Origin of the sequence: Sphingobacterium sp. InxBP1 (genome assembly GCF_026191775.1) — a bacterium.
Classification (GTDB): domain Bacteria; phylum Bacteroidota; class Bacteroidia; order Sphingobacteriales; family Sphingobacteriaceae; genus Sphingobacterium; species Sphingobacterium thalpophilum.
Genome location: NZ_JAINDX010000039.1, coordinates 79,827 through 96,050 on the forward strand (window position 1 = coordinate 79,827; position 16,224 = coordinate 96,050).

Annotated in this window: 25 protein-coding genes; 4 read left to right on the top strand and 21 right to left on the bottom strand. The window is 41.9% G+C overall.

The features are described from left to right. Window positions 1–2: 2 nt before the first annotated feature. The 17 genes from rplR to rplC all read right to left on the bottom strand — a co-directional run bounded on the left by rplR (window position 3) and on the right by rplC (window position 7,968). A complete protein-coding gene (gene rplR / locus K7A41_RS03445) occupies window positions 3–356 on the bottom strand; it encodes a 50S ribosomal protein L18 (protein WP_077438115.1) in 354 nt (117 codons plus the stop codon). 5 nt (window positions 357–361) lie between these two features. Next, window positions 362–916, bottom strand: a complete 555-nt coding sequence (gene rplF / locus K7A41_RS03450; RefSeq protein ID WP_265712624.1) for a 50S ribosomal protein L6 — start codon at window positions 914–916, stop codon at window positions 362–364. A 21-nt stretch (window positions 917–937) separates the two neighbouring features. Beyond that, window positions 938–1,339 carry a 30S ribosomal protein S8 gene (rpsH, locus tag K7A41_RS03455; protein WP_232048782.1) on the bottom strand — a complete coding sequence of 134 codons (402 nt, stop codon included), beginning with the start codon at window positions 1,337–1,339 and terminating at the stop codon, window positions 938–940. A gap of 135 nt (window positions 1,340–1,474) precedes the next feature. After that, complete coding sequence (rpsN, locus tag K7A41_RS03460; protein WP_028071569.1) at window positions 1,475–1,744, bottom strand: 30S ribosomal protein S14; 270 nt, start codon at window positions 1,742–1,744, stop codon at window positions 1,475–1,477. After that, window positions 1,737–2,306, bottom strand: a complete 570-nt coding sequence (rplE, locus tag K7A41_RS03465; protein WP_028071570.1) for a 50S ribosomal protein L5 — start codon at window positions 2,304–2,306, stop codon at window positions 1,737–1,739. Before rplE ends, rpsN begins: the two co-directional genes overlap by 8 nt. After that, on the bottom strand, window positions 2,306–2,650 hold the full coding sequence (rplX, locus tag K7A41_RS03470) for a 50S ribosomal protein L24 (protein ID WP_028071571.1): 345 nt from the start codon (window positions 2,648–2,650) through the stop codon (window positions 2,306–2,308). Before rplX ends, rplE begins: the two co-directional genes overlap by 1 nt. Window positions 2,651–2,652: 2 nt before the next feature. Further along, a complete protein-coding gene (gene rplN / locus K7A41_RS03475) occupies window positions 2,653–3,021 on the bottom strand; it encodes a 50S ribosomal protein L14 (RefSeq protein ID WP_028071572.1) in 369 nt (122 codons plus the stop codon). Between the two features lies 1 nt (window position 3,022). Continuing rightward, window positions 3,023–3,277 carry a 30S ribosomal protein S17 gene (gene rpsQ, locus K7A41_RS03480; RefSeq protein ID WP_028071573.1) on the bottom strand — a complete coding sequence of 85 codons (255 nt, stop codon included), beginning with the start codon at window positions 3,275–3,277 and terminating at the stop codon, window positions 3,023–3,025. Window positions 3,278–3,291: 14 nt separating this feature from the next. Beyond that, window positions 3,292–3,510, bottom strand: a complete 219-nt coding sequence (rpmC, locus tag K7A41_RS03485) for a 50S ribosomal protein L29 (protein WP_028071574.1) — start codon at window positions 3,508–3,510, stop codon at window positions 3,292–3,294. Window positions 3,511–3,600: 90 nt separating this feature from the next. Next, window positions 3,601–4,023, bottom strand: a complete 423-nt coding sequence (gene rplP, locus K7A41_RS03490; protein WP_028071575.1) for a 50S ribosomal protein L16 — start codon at window positions 4,021–4,023, stop codon at window positions 3,601–3,603. 62 nt (window positions 4,024–4,085) lie between these two features. Continuing rightward, the gene (gene rpsC / locus K7A41_RS03495) at window positions 4,086–4,871 is read right to left on the bottom strand and encodes a 30S ribosomal protein S3 (protein WP_028071576.1); all 786 of its coding nucleotides are present in this window, start codon (window positions 4,869–4,871) and stop codon (window positions 4,086–4,088) included. 11 nt (window positions 4,872–4,882) lie between these two features. Next, entirely contained in the window at window positions 4,883–5,317 is a 435-nt protein-coding gene (gene rplV, locus K7A41_RS03500; protein ID WP_028071577.1) for a 50S ribosomal protein L22, read from the bottom strand. A gap of 6 nt (window positions 5,318–5,323) precedes the next feature. Next, on the bottom strand, window positions 5,324–5,590 hold the full coding sequence (gene rpsS / locus K7A41_RS03505; RefSeq protein WP_002997495.1) for a 30S ribosomal protein S19: 267 nt from the start codon (window positions 5,588–5,590) through the stop codon (window positions 5,324–5,326). Further along, window positions 5,590–6,417: a 50S ribosomal protein L2 gene (rplB, locus tag K7A41_RS03510; protein ID WP_265712626.1), complete on the bottom strand. Its 828-nt coding sequence runs from the start codon at window positions 6,415–6,417 to the stop codon at window positions 5,590–5,592. The genes rpsS and rplB overlap by 1 nt, the downstream gene beginning before the upstream one ends. Before the next feature lie 6 nt (window positions 6,418–6,423). Then, window positions 6,424–6,714 carry a 50S ribosomal protein L23 gene (gene rplW, locus K7A41_RS03515; protein WP_028071579.1) on the bottom strand — a complete coding sequence of 97 codons (291 nt, stop codon included), beginning with the start codon at window positions 6,712–6,714 and terminating at the stop codon, window positions 6,424–6,426. Between the two features lies 1 nt (window position 6,715). Then, a complete protein-coding gene (gene rplD / locus K7A41_RS03520; protein WP_028071580.1) occupies window positions 6,716–7,345 on the bottom strand; it encodes a 50S ribosomal protein L4 in 630 nt (209 codons plus the stop codon). A gap of 5 nt (window positions 7,346–7,350) precedes the next feature. Then, on the bottom strand, window positions 7,351–7,968 hold the full coding sequence (rplC, locus tag K7A41_RS03525; RefSeq protein ID WP_265712627.1) for a 50S ribosomal protein L3: 618 nt from the start codon (window positions 7,966–7,968) through the stop codon (window positions 7,351–7,353). 343 nt (window positions 7,969–8,311) lie between these two features. Between rplC and K7A41_RS03530 the strand changes: the two genes are divergently transcribed. Then, the gene (locus K7A41_RS03530; protein WP_265712629.1) at window positions 8,312–8,782 is read left to right on the top strand and encodes a DinB family protein; all 471 of its coding nucleotides are present in this window, start codon (window positions 8,312–8,314) and stop codon (window positions 8,780–8,782) included. 161 nt (window positions 8,783–8,943) lie between these two features. Here K7A41_RS03530 and K7A41_RS03535 read toward each other — a convergent pair whose 3' ends face one another. After that, complete coding sequence (locus K7A41_RS03535; RefSeq protein WP_265712630.1) at window positions 8,944–9,897, bottom strand: helix-turn-helix transcriptional regulator; 954 nt, start codon at window positions 9,895–9,897, stop codon at window positions 8,944–8,946. A gap of 384 nt (window positions 9,898–10,281) precedes the next feature. Between K7A41_RS03535 and K7A41_RS03540 the strand changes: the two genes are divergently transcribed. Continuing rightward, complete coding sequence (locus K7A41_RS03540; protein WP_265712631.1) at window positions 10,282–11,283, top strand: AraC family transcriptional regulator; 1,002 nt, start codon at window positions 10,282–10,284, stop codon at window positions 11,281–11,283. Between the two features lie 135 nt (window positions 11,284–11,418). On the opposite strand, the gene K7A41_RS03545 is transcribed toward K7A41_RS03540, so the two are convergent. Then, window positions 11,419–11,574: a hypothetical protein gene (locus K7A41_RS03545; RefSeq protein ID WP_265712633.1), complete on the bottom strand. Its 156-nt coding sequence runs from the start codon at window positions 11,572–11,574 to the stop codon at window positions 11,419–11,421. 432 nt (window positions 11,575–12,006) lie between these two features. Here K7A41_RS03545 and K7A41_RS03550 point away from each other — a divergent pair, with 432 nt between their 5' ends. Together K7A41_RS03550 and K7A41_RS03555 are read left to right on the top strand one after the other, a co-directional pair. Next, window positions 12,007–12,624, top strand: coding sequence for a fibronectin type III domain-containing protein (locus tag K7A41_RS03550; protein WP_265712634.1), 618 nt, complete (start codon window positions 12,007–12,009; stop codon window positions 12,622–12,624). 258 nt (window positions 12,625–12,882) lie between these two features. Further along, a complete protein-coding gene (locus tag K7A41_RS03555) occupies window positions 12,883–13,593 on the top strand; it encodes a hypothetical protein (protein WP_265712635.1) in 711 nt (236 codons plus the stop codon). Between the two features lie 94 nt (window positions 13,594–13,687). Here the strand turns inward: K7A41_RS03555 and K7A41_RS03560 are convergent, their stop codons facing one another. Continuing rightward, on the bottom strand, window positions 13,688–14,818 hold the full coding sequence (locus tag K7A41_RS03560; protein WP_265712636.1) for a glycoside hydrolase family protein: 1,131 nt from the start codon (window positions 14,816–14,818) through the stop codon (window positions 13,688–13,690). 104 nt (window positions 14,819–14,922) lie between these two features. After that, window positions 14,923–16,197, bottom strand: a complete 1,275-nt coding sequence (locus K7A41_RS03565) for a glycoside hydrolase family 76 protein (RefSeq protein ID WP_416221944.1) — start codon at window positions 16,195–16,197, stop codon at window positions 14,923–14,925. Between the last annotated feature and the right edge of the window lie 27 nt (window positions 16,198–16,224).

Here is a 16,224-nt window from a genome sequence, read left to right on the forward strand (position 1 = left end):
GATTAAAAGTCTAAACCGCCTTCGCGAGCACCTTCAGCCAAAGATTTGATACGGCCATGGTATAAGTACCCATTACGGTCAAAAACTACTTTATTAATACCTGCTGCTAACGCTTTTTCAGCAACCAATTTACCTACAGCTTTAGACTGCTCAACTTTGTTACCAGATGCAACGAATTCTTTAGACAAGCTAGATGCAGCAACTAATGTTTTACCTGCATTGTCATCAATAATTTGTGCATAGATTCCTTTGTTACTTCTAAAAACCGATAAACGTGGACGTTCAGACGTTCCAGCAAGGTTTTTTCTGATTCCTTTTTTGATTCTCTCTCTACGAGATGCTTTTTGTCCTGCCATGATTATTATTTTTTAGCTGATTTACCTGCTTTTCTTCTCAATACTTCGCCTTCAAACTTGACACCTTTTCCTTTGTAAGGCTCTGGTTTACGGAAGCCACGGATTTTAGCCGCTACCTGACCGATCAATTGTTTGTCAGCACATTCCAAAGTGATTGTAGGGTTTTTACCCTTTTCAGCAGTAGTTGATACCTTAACTTCTTTTGGCAATACAAAAACAATCTGGTGAGAGAAACCTAAAGTTAACTCTAATACATTACCAGTACTTGAAGCACGGTAACCTACACCGACTAACTCTTGAGTAGTTTTGTAACCTTCAGTCACACCATAAACCATGTTGTTCAACAGGGAGCGGTATAGACCGTGTAATGCTTTGTGTTTCTTTTGATCAGTTGGACGTGTCACCACGATGTTGCCATCTTCTTGTGCGACTTTGATGTCACGGTCAACCTGTTGTGTTAATTCGCCTTTAGGACCTTTTACTGAAACTAAATTTTTGTCCGAAATAGTTACAGTTACCCCAGCAGGGATAGCGATAGGCGCTTTTCCAATTCTTGACATTTCTTTGTGTTTTTACCTAGATTAATAAACGTAACATAAAACTTCACCACCAACATTTTGAAGTCTAGCTTCTTTGTCTGTCATTACACCTTTCGATGTAGACAAAATAGCGATACCTAAACCATTCAAAACACGAGGCATAGTCTCAACACTTGCATACTTTCTTAAACCAGGTTTACTCACACGTGTCAACGTACGAATAGCCGGAATTTTGCTAATTGGGTTATATTTCAATGCAATTTTGATCGTACCTTGTACGCTACTGTCATCGAATTTGTAATTAGCAATGTAACCTTTGTCAAAAAGAACTTTAGTGATCTCTTTTTTAAGGTTCGATGCAGGAATTTCAACAACCCTGTGGTTGGCCTTGATGGCATTCCTTACTCGTGTAAGGTAATCCGCAATTGGATCTGTAGTCATTATATATGAAAATTATGACAGCGGTTTCCCTCCCAACCATTGGTATGGGACCTACTATCTGTTAAACAATTTTAAAATGCAAAAAACCCGGCAATCCTTCACTGAATTGCCCGGGCAAAATTAAGTATTTTTTTTAAATTACCAAGAAGCTTTTTTCACCCCTGGGATCTTGCCGTCCAAAGCCATCTCACGGAAAGTTACACGAGAGATACCGAATTGACGCATATATCCTTTAGGACGACCAGTCAATTTACAACGATTGTGCAAACGTACCGGAGAAGCATTTTTAGGTAATTTATCTAATGCAACGTAATCGCCAGCAGCCTTTAATTCTGCACGTTTTGCCGCATATTTAGCTACCAATTTAGCGCGTTTTACTTCGCGTGCTTTTAATCCTTCTTTAGCCATTGTTATTAGTATTTTGATTTTTAAATGGTAAACCGAACTGTTTCAACAATTCTAAAGCTTCAACATCATTTTTTGCAGAAGTCACGAAAGTGATATCCATACCTTGGATCTTGTTGATCTTGTCAATGTTGATCTCAGGGAAAATGATTTGTTCAGTGATACCTAAGTTGTAGTTACCATGACCATCGAAACCTTTATCGTTGATGCCGCGGAAGTCACGGATACGTGGAAGCGATACGGCTACCAAACGATCCAAGAACTCGTACATGTTATTATCACGCAAAGTAACACGTGCACCTACCGGCATACCTTTACGCAATTTAAAGTTTGAGATATCTTTTTTCGATTTTGTAGCAACAGCCTGTTGACCAGTGATTAAAGTCAACTCAGCCACAGCGTTATCGATTAATTTTTTGTCAGCTGTAGCAGCTCCTACGCCTTGTGAAACAACAATTTTCTCAAGTTTAGGAACTTGCATAACACTTTTATACTGAAATTTTTCTTGAAGTGCTTTACGGATTTCCTCCGCATATTTCACTTTTAATCTTGGTACGTAAGTCATTATTTAATTTCCTCCCCTGATTTTTTAGCGTAACGAACTAATTTGCCATCTGCATTTAACTTACGACCTACACGTGTAGTTTCACCTGTCTTAGGATCGATCAACGCTAAATTAGAGATGTGAATACCAGCTTCTTTCTCAATGATACCACCATTAGGATTAGCTGCGCTTGGTTTAGTGTGTTTTTTTACGATGTTAGCGCCTTCAACGATAGCTCTATTTTTATCCACTAAAACAGTCAATACTTTTCCTTGAACACCTTTAGAGTTACCAGCGATAACTTTCACCAAATCACCTTTTTTAATTTTGATTTTGTGCTTAGTTGTTTTTGTTTTCTGTGCCATAATTATAAAACCTCCGGTGCTAATGATACAATTTTCATGAACTGTTTCTCACGCAATTCTCTGGCAACTGGGCCGAAGATACGTGAACCACGTGGCTCATCATTATTATTTAACAATACAGCAGCATTGTCATCAAAACGGATGTAAGAACCATCTTTACGACGAATTTCTTTTTTAGTTCTAACTACTACTGCTTTGGAAACCGAACCTTTTTTCACGTTTCCAGAAGGCAAAGCGCTTTTCACCGATACAACAATCTTATCTCCGATTGATGCATAACGCTTGCGCGTACCGCCCAATACACGGATTACTAAAACTTCTTTAGCACCGCTATTGTCAGCTACATTAAGTCTTGATTCTTGTTGTACCATGTTATTTAGCTCTTTCTATAATTTCAACTAATCTCCAGTTTTTTGTCTTACTCAGCGGACGAGTTTCCATGATTAATACCGTATCGCCGATACCGCAGGTATTTGTTTCGTCATGAGCTTTGAATTTAGTAGTTTTTTTAACGAATTTACCGTAGATAGGGTGTTTTACTTTACGTTCAACAGCTACAACGATAGATTTGTCCATCTTGTTGCTAACTACTAAGCCGATTCTTGTTTTTCTTAAATTTCTTTCCATTTCGACTTTACATTTTACGCCTCAGAGGCTGTTTCATTTTTAGCTGCAGCTTTGCGTGCACTGATCTCTGTACTGATACGAGCAATAGTCTTGCGTGCTGCTTTGATCACGTTAGGGTTCTCAATAGCTGAAACAGCATGTGCAAATTTCAATTTCGTAAGGGCTGCTTTCTCCTCTGCAAGACGAGCTGCTAAGTCCTCATTAGATAATTCTAAAATTTCTGAATTTTTCATGTTTTTTCAGTTGTTATTTGGGTTATCATCAGTTTAATATAGCGTTAGGGGTAACGGCCCTAACGCTTAAATGATGACATTACCAAGATTTTATGCTTCAACGTAGTCTCTACGAATCACAAACTTAGTTTGAACCGGAAGTTTTTGAGCGGCAAGGCGTAAAGCTTCTTTGGCAACTTCCAAAGGCACACCTTCTGCTTCAAATAACATACGGCCTGGGCGTACTACTGCTACCCAGTATTCTGGAGCACCCTTACCTTTACCCATACGTACCTCTGCAGGTTTTTTCGTAACAGGTTTGTCAGGGAAAATACGAATCCAAACTTGACCTTCACGTTTCATATAACGTGTAACCGCAATACGAGCTGCCTCGATCTGACGGCTAGTGATCCATGCTTGCTCCATTGTTTTGATACCGAAAGAACCGAAAGCTAACTCCGCTCCACGAGAAGCGTTACCTTTCATGCGGCCTTTCTGCATCTTTCTGAACTTCGTTCTTTTTGGCTGTAACATGTTCGTATACTTTTTAAATCTGCTTCTTCAGCAGGTTTTTGTTGTAATCTAAATAAACTCTATTAATCTTTTTTCGGAGCACGGTTGCCACCACGGTTGTTGCCACCACGGTTGTTTCCTCCGCGGCCACCTTTACGGTTGTCACGGCGTTCGCCACCACCTTCGTGGTTGCCACGTGATTTCACACCTGATGCTTGACCAATGTTTGGAGATAAGTCACGTTTACCGTAAACCTCACCTTTACAGATCCAAACTTTGATACCAATTTTACCGTAAGTAGTCAATGCCTCAGCTAAAGCGTAGTCGATATCAGCACGCAATGTGTGCAAAGGAGTTCTTCCTTCTTTATATTGTTCGGTACGTGCCATCTCAGCACCGCCCAAACGACCAGAACACATGATTTTGATACCTTCAGCGCCCATACGCATGGTCGAAGCGATTGAAGTTTTCATTGCGCGACGGAATGAAATACGTGCCTCTAACTGTTTTGCAACACCTTCAGCGACTAACTTCGCATCTAATTCAGGGCGTTTGATCTCGAAAATGTTGATTTGGACATCTTTCTTTGTCAATTTTTTCAACTCTTCTTTGATCTTGTCCACTTCCTGACCACCTTTTCCGATAACGATACCTGGACGAGCTGTGTGAATTGTAACAGTGATACGTTTTAAAGTTCTTTCGATTACAACTTTAGCTACACCACCTTTTGCAATACGAACAGAAAGATATTTTCTGATTTTTTCGTCTTCAACTAATTTATCGGAATAGTTTTTACCTCCGAACCAGTTAGAATCCCAACCTTTGATGATTCCTAATCTGCTACCTATTGGATTTGCTTTTTGTCCCATTTCTCAATAAATTAGTTTTGTTCAACGTTTAATTTGCTATCAACTACCAATGTAACGTGATTTGAACGTTTACGAACTCTGTATCCGCGACCTTGAGGTGCTGGGCGTAATCTTTTCAATTGACGGCCGCCACCTACAGATACTTCTTTGACATATAGTTCGCTATCCTCCACTGATTTACCTTCGTTTTTGGCTTCCCAGTTTTTGATTGCAGATAATAATAATTTTTCTACACGAGCAGCAGCTTCTTTGCTTGAGTGCTTTAAAATGTATAATGCATTTTCAACACGCTCACCACGAATTAAGTCTACCACCAAACGCATCTTACGAGGCGAAGTAGGGCAGTTCAATAATTTGGCATCCGAAGCTCCACCTTGTTGAGCTTTCTCTTGCTCTTTGCGTTGTCTAATTAAGACAGACTTTTTAAGTTTTTTTGTTGCTTCCATTACCTATTATTTTTTCTTTTCTGCGTGGCCTCTGAATGTACGCGTAGGCGCGAATTCACCAAGCTTGTGACCTACCATATTTTCCGTTACATAAACAGGGATAAATTTATTCCCGTTGTGCACTGCGAAGGTATGGCCAACAAAATCAGGTGAAATCATTGATCTACGAGACCATGTTTTGATAACTGACTTTTTGTTAGTTTCATTCATAGAAAGAACTTTTCTTTCTAAGTTGTGATCGATATAAGGACCTTTTTTAATTGAACGAGCCATTATTTTTTCCTTCTCTCAATGATGTAACGATTCGATGTTTTCTTTTTGTAACGTGTTTTGAAGCCTTTAGCCAATACACCTGTACGTGAGCGTGGGTGACCTCCTGAAGCACGGCCTTCACCACCACCCATTGGGTGATCAACTGGGTTCATCGCAACACCGCGAACTCTTGGACGACGACCTAACCAACGTTTGCGACCAGCTTTACCTAACACTTGGTTAGATCTTTCATGATTCGATACCGAACCAATTGTAGCCACACAAGTCAATAAGATCATACGTGTTTCGCCTGAAGGTAATTTGATGATGGCATATTTTCCATCACGAGCAGACAATTGAGCATAAGTACCAGCCGAACGAGCGATTGAACCACCTTGACCAGGATTTAATTCAATGTTGTGGATGATAGAACCCAATGGAATGTTTGCTAATGGCAATGTATTACCAACTTCTGGGGCAACATGATCGCCTGCAATTACAGTTTGACCAACTTGTAAACCAGCTGGAGCAATGATGTAACGTTTTTCACCATCAACATAATGCAACAATGCAATACGAGCAGTACGGTTTGGATCGTACTCGATAGTAGCAACTTTTGCAGGGATATCTTTTTTATCGCGTTTGAAATCTATTAATCGGTATACTTTCTTGTGTCCCCCACCGATATAACGCATAGTCATTTTACCGGAGTTATTACGACCACCTGATTTCTTGTTGATCTTTACCACCAACGATTTTTCAGGAACGTTTGTAGTAATATCAGAATAATCTGCGCCTATTCTGAAACGAGTACCAGGGGTTACCGGTTTGAATCTTTTAACTGCCATTTTTAATTATATAGTACTGTAAAAGTCAATAGTTTCGCCATCCTTAATCGTAATGATAGCTTTTTTATACTTAGGAGCTCTACCAGATACGAAACCTGCTTTTGTGTAACGGCTTTTCGCTTTACCGGCTACTACTGCAGTGTTTACAGCAACAACTGTAACACCGAACATAGCTTCAACAGCTGATTTAATCTGGATTTTGTTTGCTCTGTGATCTACTTTGAAAGCGTAACGGTTCAATTTTTCCGTTAAGATAGAAGCTTTCTCAGTCAAGATAGGTTTTTTGATAATTTCCATATTACTTAGCTAGTGCTTCCTCCAAAGTTTTAACAGAATCTGTTGTTAACAACAATTTTGTCGCGTTCAATACATCATATGTATTTAAATCTGAAGCAACAACAACTTTTGCTTTTTTCAAGTTTCTGCTTGATAAATAAACATTTTTATCGTATGCTGGCAAAACCAATAAGGTTTTTTCATCAGCAATATTCAACGCGTTTACTAAAGCAACATAGTTTTTTGTTTTGCAAGAATCGAATTGAACTGCATCCAACACAACTACATTGTTATCTTTCGCTTTGTAAGACAACGCTGATTTACGTGCTACTTGTTTCAATTTTTTATTCAATTTGAAAGAGTAATCACGCGGTTGAGGACCGAATACACGACCACCACCATTAAACAATGGAGATTTGATAGAGCCCGCACGAGCACCACCAGTACCTTTTTGTTTGTGTAATTTACGAGTAGAACCCGCGATTTCGTTACGTTGTTTAGATTTGTGAGTTCCTTGGCGTTGGTTCGCTAAGTATTGTTTCACATCCAAATAGATCGCATGATCGTTAGGCTCTAACCCAAATACCGACTCAGGAAGTTGCACCTTGGCACCTGTTTCTTTACCTGATAAATTTAAAACTTTAACTTCCATCTCTACTATTTGTCTACGATTACATAAGAACCTTTAGCTCCTGGAATGGAACCACTAACAACGATAAGGTTTTGCTCAGCGTAAACTTTCAACACCTGTAAGTTTTGAATTTTAACCCTGTCACCACCTGTACGACCAGCCATGCGCATACCTTTGAATACGCGTGAAGGCCATGATGAAGCACCTAATGAACCCGGAGCACGCAATCTGTTGTGCTGACCGTGAGTCGCACCACCTACACCACCAAATCCATGACGTTTCATTACACCTTGGAAACCTTTACCTTTTGAAGTACCGACTACGTCCACAAACTCGCCTTCTTCAAAAATTGTAACGTCAACTACGTCACCAAGTTGTTTTGCATCTGGGAAAGTTTTAAACTCTACCAACTTACGCTTAGGCGTTGTATTTGCTTTCGCAAAATGCCCTTTCAAAGGAGCTGTCGTGTTTTTCTCCTTAGCTTCGTCGAAACCAAGTTGAATTGCCGAGTAGCCGTCCTTTTCTTCCGTACGTATCTGCGTAACCACGCACGGCCCAGCCTGAATCACTGTACAAGGAATATTTTTCCCTTCAGCATTAAACAGGCTTGTCATTCCTACTTTTTTTCCAATAATACCTGACATGTTATAAATTAATTAATTAAAAGTCCTTCGAAGCAGTAGGGCTTCGCTCAAGACATACTATCCCCATTAAGGGACTGCAAAGTTACAAACATTTTTATAACTGTCAAATAATTAATGAATTATTTTTCTTATATTTCTTAGCTCCGTTTCATGCAGTCGACTCTCCGTACCCATTCCCCACTATCACCGACAATCGAAAATAATCTGAAAACAATTTTTTTTATTTTTTCTGCTGCCATACTACTGTCATAGCCTGAGGTAATTTTGACTTGTCTTACAACATTAGGGACAAACAAACCGAGCGGCATGCGCTCATGAAATAATTAAATAGAATTAAATAGATATGAAAACAGAAATCATTTCCAAAAACACTTTGCTCGAGCATTGGCTGGGCCACAGAAATCTCACAAGGCAGACAATTGATAGATTTCCTGAAGAGGAATTATTCAATTTTAAGGTGGAAGGTATGCGTCCTTTTGCCGCCATGGTCAAAGAACTGCTGGGGATCGCCGTACCCGGACTTCAGGAAATTGTCGATAACAAAAGTGGTGAGCTTGATGAGAACCTGAATTATTCAACGAAAGCGCAATTGTTGCAGGCATGGGACGAAGCCACCCCACAAATCAGCGAATTGTTCGGAAAAATTCCAGAAGAGCGTTTTGCGGAAGAGTTCAACTTATTTGGACAATACAAGTCACCGATCATCCACAGCATACTTTATTTTATCGACAATGAAATTCATCACCGTGGCCAGGGATACGTTTACCTGCGCTTACTTGGTATTGAACCTCCATTTTTCTGGGAGCGGGAATAATCAATAACGCCGGAATATGAATATCATTCTGATAAAGGAAATCAAATTTCCATGTCAGACATCCATATCATACAATACTACTTGTCCGATTCAACCAAATATCGGGCAAGTATTTTTCCCAGTGACCGCATATCAAGTGTTGCCAACAGCGGAGATAGCTGTTAAACCTGCGTAAGTGCTGTAGTCAGCAGTTCTCTCACGATTTCTTTCAGTGACTGCGGTTCTATTATCTTCCCCCGATCCGCAAACATCAGATACCAGCGCGCAAAGCCATTCTCCATATTGATACAGTCAAAATGCATTTCGACATGGCTGCCTGTCACCACCTCTTTCTGAAAACCAAAATAATCGCGGTCCCATTCCATATATCTTGCTATTTCTTTGTCCACCTGCACCACCACTTTTGTCGTCGGCAGTTCGTGTCTTTTATTCAGGAAAAAGGAAAGTTCGGGGTGCTCTTTACTGAAATCATCGGTCAGCATCCTTATATTGCTGATTCGGTCGAGGCGAAATTGCCGATAGTCATTCCGTAGTCTGCAGAAGGCGAGAATATACCAGAATTTGCTTTCCACAAAAATACCGACCGCTTCAATCACGCGTCTTTCGGGAGATCTGTCTGTCGGTTTCGAATAATAAATTTCAACGCATTTCTTTGCTGCCATACTTTCGATCAGGGTATGGGTTCCATAAGTCAGCTTCTCGTTAAACTGATGACGTCCTCCCCGCACAAGGAACTTATCCCCTACCATGGCGACCTGTTCCTTTTCGTTTCCTCTCAATATCGCCTTCATCTTCAGTAGAGCGGTCGCAAAGTGATGTGCCAGATTCCTGTCGGTATATTTTTCGACCAATTTTTCAGCAGCAACAAAACTCAACGCTTCCTCCCGGGTGAACTGCAAAGGAGGCATTTTATATCCTTCTACCAAGGAGTATCCATTTCCTGCCTCACCATAAATGGGCACGCCAGCCTGCATTAGAGAACGGATATCGCGATATATCGTGCGCAGACTCACTTCAAATTTTTCTGCCAGCGAAGCTGCAGTTACCACAGGCCTGGCCTGCAGATGCATATAAATAGCAAGTATACGGTCAAATCTTTTCTGAATGTCAGTCATAGAGGTAAAGGTACGAAAAGCATAGATCAACTACGAACACCGATCAAGTAGGTTTCCTGTCGCTTCATTAACATTGAAGTAGTGGTTTGCTATGCAGTATTTTTTACCTACAAAACTGTACCTGTTTCATTGTTTATATGACATGAATATTGTCCGCTTATATAAAGCCCTAGCCGACAGCCTACTTCATCTTTACAGTCGCCATCTCATTGACCTCTGCATCAAAGCTGAGGCGGGCATGCTGTTGTTGGTCAACTAGACCAACAAGCGAAAGATGGAGGATTCAGCAATCAAACAAGTTCATCGTTCCTCGGTCTGGCACGAACTTGCCCCTACCGAAACATTTTTGTATCTTAACGACACTAACCAATTTTTTGATAAAGTATGCTGGTCAATGACAGTATAGACCTTAAATATCCCCACCATTTAGCACCGCGACATACGGCACCCAAAGGACTATATTTTAATTTTATAGCTTCCGAAGAAGCCATCCTATGCACCAAAAACCAATATATTGCCAGTAAAAAGATAGGTACGCACACTTTTTTGGAAGTAGCCGGAACTTTTGACGAAGACTGGAATTTTAATATCCATAATAGCCAGACAACGCTGTGGCTTGCGTTTCAGTTTCACGGATCTTCCCGCTTGGCGGCTATTGACAGGTCCGCTCTGCTCCATCAGCAGTACCTGGCTTACGTGAATACCGACAAAGAACTCATATATCAGATAAAAGCAGGTAAAGTGTCCATGATCCTGATCGGACTGAATATAGAAGATCCGGCCCGATTCGCACAGGAATGGGACACACTACAGATCGACAGGCGACAGGCCACGCAGGTATTTGCCGTGGAAAAGCTGGGCTACCGCATCAGGAAAGCCTTAGAGCATATTCAACAGACCAAATATTCCTCTTATTCATTAATTACTAAATTACAGTTCTACACCAGCAATTTAATCGAGCTATACCACCGGGACCTGATCGAACAGCGCAAATCTATGCAGCAGGAAGATATCTCCCTTCTGCATCGGGCAAAAGCATATATCTATGCCAATTACACCGACCGGGAGATCAATATTCAACGTATTGCCGATGAGCTGCTCACCAGCGAAAGGACGCTATACAGAGTATTTAAAGACAACGGGCTGACGGTAAATTCTGCCATCCGGACGATACGTATCCATAAAGGACGCGAAATGCTCCGCACATCCAACAAATCTGTTGACATGATCGCCTTTACATTGCAGTTTTCAACCGCCAAGTATTTTATTAAAACCTATGTCCGCTATTTCGGGCATACGCCGGCAATGGAACGGAAACTACATCCACCACCCCCCGAGCCAAACTACAACTTCAACCAGGAAAGCAAGGATCGGCAATCATCCTGACGAGCAAAATTATCAACAACGTCATACAAGTAGTTCAGCTCCCCTCCTAGCTCTGGATGTTTTCCTGGAGCACTGCAGAGCATCCCTGATGCGGCCTGCTGATACAGCCATGCTATGACCTTTCTATTTCATGGATCACCAAGTTTCCTCCGTGTAATCTACTTTCGTATCCGCGCTCTCCACTTTTACAGCAGTGCACCCCAAAATTTCTTTAGCGTATTCTACCGTCGCACGCAGGTTGTGGCCTTCGGCACTGACACATGACAACATCTCCTGAAGTAAATATACCATTACAGCAGCGCCCTAAACTTTTGCATCTGTGTATGGTCAAATAGCATCCTTGTAAATGAGTATCGCACGAATACCGGCGTGCTTTACTTCTCAGCATGGCAAAACCTCTAGCATGTGGTCTGCTTTTACCTCGGTGCCCCCAGCTTCTACTTCGGTGCGCAGTTAAAATCCTTTGATGCAATTTATTTTTTACCTGAAGGTCAGCGTCACAGAATCAACTGCTCCGAATCTGCCCTATTATCCCGCCAAGCCAGTTTTTGATAAATATTTTATCTTAATTCAATAAACAAAAAGGGATAAAATTCCGCCAGAAAGACTTTTCAGCTTTCAGCATTTTGGCGGAATTTTACCCCCTCCACGTCCTCAGCTCTGTCGTATGTTTGTATCGTTGCTAGCACAATACTATTTTTTAAACTTTTAACATTTCAAATTATGAGTCAGTTAACAATTAATGAAAGAGGGCAGACAGATGTACAGTTAATGCAGACTGCCGAACAGATTGCAACCAAAATGGCCAATGAGACCACACTGTTTCCGGATCCGGTACCGGCGCTGTCGGTTCTCAATACGGCTCTCGCCGCCTTCCGCAATTCGGCCACCGAAGCGGCCTACAGGGATACAAGGGCCATTATGATTCGTAAGCAGAAAAGGCAGGAACTTGTGTATATCCTCAAAGAGCTCGGTAAATACGTGGACACCATTGCCAACAATGATGACACCATCGTACTGGCTGCGGGATTCAATATCCGGAAAACAAATGCTTCCTATGACGGCTTTGTCCCCAGGGCACAGCGCCCGATTGCCGAACCCGGTCAGATAGGCAGCGGGCGTATTGTCCTGAAGACCGTCGCATGGACCGGAGCACGAATGTATGAATACCAGTTCAGGCTCAAAGGGAGCAATGCGGAATGGTCGTCACAGCTCTGTTCTAAGAGCTCCTGTATTATCGAAGGACTGGAAACCTTTAAGGAGTATGAGTTCAGGGTCACCTATATCGGGATCAATCCAACCCCAAATTATAGTGATCTGACAAGCAGCTTCGTGCTATAGCCTGCGCAGTTGCACAGCGACATGCTTTTCCACAGACTATAGCATACAAATAGCCCTGGAAACATGAAATTTTCTGGAACAACCTGAACTCCTGGATCAGGGGTATAAACTGAATAGCGACAGCGTGTATGTATTGCACCGAAAGAATGAACAGATTTGGAAAACATACCGTCATTTTCTATCTTGATACCGGAAAGCTTAAATTAGACCGGTCAGGAAGCTGAAAATGACGGTAATTCCAGATGTAACACCACAATTATGAAAGAAATCGTCAGAAAACATCCATTGAGACCGATTATCCTTCGCTTTGACCTCGCGAAGTCGCAACTGGATTTTGAGAAAAAGGGTCTGGATGCGCACTACCTCATGCACGACCTTACCTGGGACATACTACAGGCACTGCAGGAGCAATATCGCATTCTGGAGGAAATTGATTATGAAATAGCCGAACTTGAATACCTCCTATTACCCATTGAACAGGATCTGGATATTCTCGAGGTGTTTCTGAAGATCAAAGACCCTTCGGTGCTACCCTTTGACAAGCACGATGACGGTACGGAAGTCAGCATCGATATCGCAGACTTCTACCAGGGGATCATTTACCACAACCAGCGGATGCAGGACCTCTACGATGATGTTTCCGAAGCATACCAGTGGTTCAATACCCATTTTGAGATGATCTATGAAAAAGAAAGCTGGATTGACGAACAGCTCTGGAACGATATCCATCAGATCTATAGCAATTATTCAGAAGCTCAAGTCGATATTGTCTCATTGGACCGCGATCAGGAGGAATTTAAAGAGGCTTTGTCCGAAGTTTTCGAACTGCAGGACAGATATAACGAATACGGCCAGGTCTTGTTCGCCTCCTTCAATACATTACAGAGCCGATCGAAAGAATGCTATCAAAGAGCCGAGATCGTCAACAAGGGGCTGGACGACCTTGCTGACCCTGATAATCTGCCGTGATCCATCACCAGCTGCTTACAACAAAAAAAGTCACGATCCACTTTCGCCGGATCGTGACTTTTTTTATATCTAGACTTCTTCGCAAGTACCGCAACTATTCCTTTATGGGAATAGCTATATTCCAGGACCGCGTTCCCTTTTCAAATCCTCCCAGGCCATCCATCGTAGCAAAATACATACAGACTGGTTTACCATTCTCAAATAAAACGAACGGGCGTTCTAACTGTCCCATCGTGACCTGCTTACCATCTTCGAATATCAACGTCCGGGAATAGGCTTTTCTGGTTTCATCCATGTGCCAATTAATACCATCAGATGAATGAAAAAGCACACCAGCATGATGTTCCCCCGTCATCTTACTGGACATATCTTTCATCAAGAGATGTAGCCCCTTTTCATCCTCCCAAAGAAACGGATCTTCAAACTCACTGTATTCTGCATTATTGAATAATGGCAAGTCATCGTTCAGCACTGTGAAGCGGTCATATATAGATTTGGCGTATGCAACCCCAATCTTCTGTGCGCTCTGAAAAGGATATTTCTTTCCATAGCTACGTCCTTTGAAAATAAGAAGCACCGAGCCATCTTTTCGAATCAACGGCGCCGGGTTGGAGGTCAAAAAACTATAAAATGTATTTGGTTTTGTATCCAATATTGGCGTATCGTATCTCGTCCATGGCCCTGTTATCGCGTCAGCAATAGCTATGCCGATCCGCTTATTTGATCTCCCCACGGTAGCATAAGGCGAACTTAAGGTTATTTTATCTGCTGCCGTTGGGTCATCAAAAGGATGTGTAGAACCCATATAAAACAAAACGAATTTGTTCCCATATTTGGTTATACTGGGATTGTGGGTAGATCTCCCGTCCCAATATTGCGCTCCACGTGCTGCTAAAACAACCTCTTTAAACTCATAGGGTCCCTCCGGTTTATCTGATTCCGCCCTAACTATCTCCGATGCCACCATCCAAGTGGGATGAAAAGGAAACTTCTTTGGCCAGCGCGAGGCAAACATGTGGTATTTGCCTTTTTCATCTTTGATCACAGAGCCACACCATACCCAATAATCTTCCATTGAAAAACCATTCTGATAACCGACCGGCGCCATTTTGCCATAAAAAGGATTCGTCCGCTGACCGTAACTCATGAAGCTACATCCCCAAGCAAAGAATCCAACTAGGGTAAACTTACAGATTCCCAATATGTTCTTCTGGATCCAATTCATAATTCTCGTATTATTTAGAACAATGCTCCATCTTACTCGCCTTTTTGTAAACGAATAATCATGTTGATTCCGTCTTTAATAAAAATAAATTCAAATTTTCTGAACTATTGTTTGATTACCTTTTCGCCATTAAGTAACCGGCTATACCGGACCAGCGCTTCAACGTAATAGTAATCAGCATAGGTCAGCGGCACATCTACCTCCGTCTTATGCGGAATAGAACCTACACTATGTTTTAATATGTACCCTCCAGCTTCCTTATAATCTGCCTTATAAGGCTTGGAAGAAAGCGATTGTAACATTTGCTCCGCCTTGGAAATATACCATTGGCTTTCATTAGCCTTTGTGTACTGCGCCAGTTCCAGCAGTGCAGAAGCCGTAACCGCAGCGGTAGACACATCGCGTAGATCCTTTTGACTATAGTACTTACTTTCCTTGGTCAGCTTATTTTGATCCATATCCCAATAAGGAATCAGATCTTTGGGCAGATTGGGGTGATTCAAGTAGAATTTAGCAATCTTGCGCGCATGTTCCAGATACTTCTTGTCACCTGTTTCACGGTACATCATCGTATAACCATATAGACCCCAGGCCTGACCTCTCGACCACGCAGACTCATCAAATGCACCTTGCGCGGTCTTTCTGGAAATAATGCTACCATCCTCTGGTTTATAATCCACGACGTGGTAAGAACTGTAATCCTTTCTGTAGTGGTTCGCCATGGTTGTATTGGCGTGTATTATAGCAATATCCTTATATCTTTTATCGCCGGTGATTTTCGAAACTTCGGCCAGGAATTCCAAGTTCATCATATTGTCGATAATAACCGGATATGTCCAGGGCTGCCCATCCCAGTTTTTGCCACCGTCCCACGAACGGATTGTTTTAGGGGCTTCGTGGAAACGTGTAGCCAGCGAAGCCGCACCTGTGCTCAGCACTTCCTTATAGGCGGCCGAATCACCTGTCAGACGCAGGGCGTTCCCGAAACTGCAGTAGAGCATAAAACCGAGATCATGAGTTCCCTTATTATACTTCTCCTTTTCGAGGTACTTTAATTTTCGCCTGGCCTCATCCAGCAGTTTTTCGTCTTTAGTATATTCATACAGATAGAGTACCGTCCCCGGATAGAAGCCTGAGCACCACCAGCTGGTCCCCCAGTTAATGTATTTTCCATCTTTATAAGTTGTTGGCATATCCGATTCATTGATCGATCTAGCCAAGTAAGCGATCTGTTTTCGGGCGTCTTCTAAATTGGAATGCACAAATTCTTTGTCAAGCCCCAGCTTGGCATTCCCTAAATTCTGCTGGCTGGAGCAGGACACACCCTGCAATGCTAATCCAGCTAGCAAAGCTCCTGTAATATACGTTCGTATCTTCATCATGAATATTGAGTAATGAGTATTGAG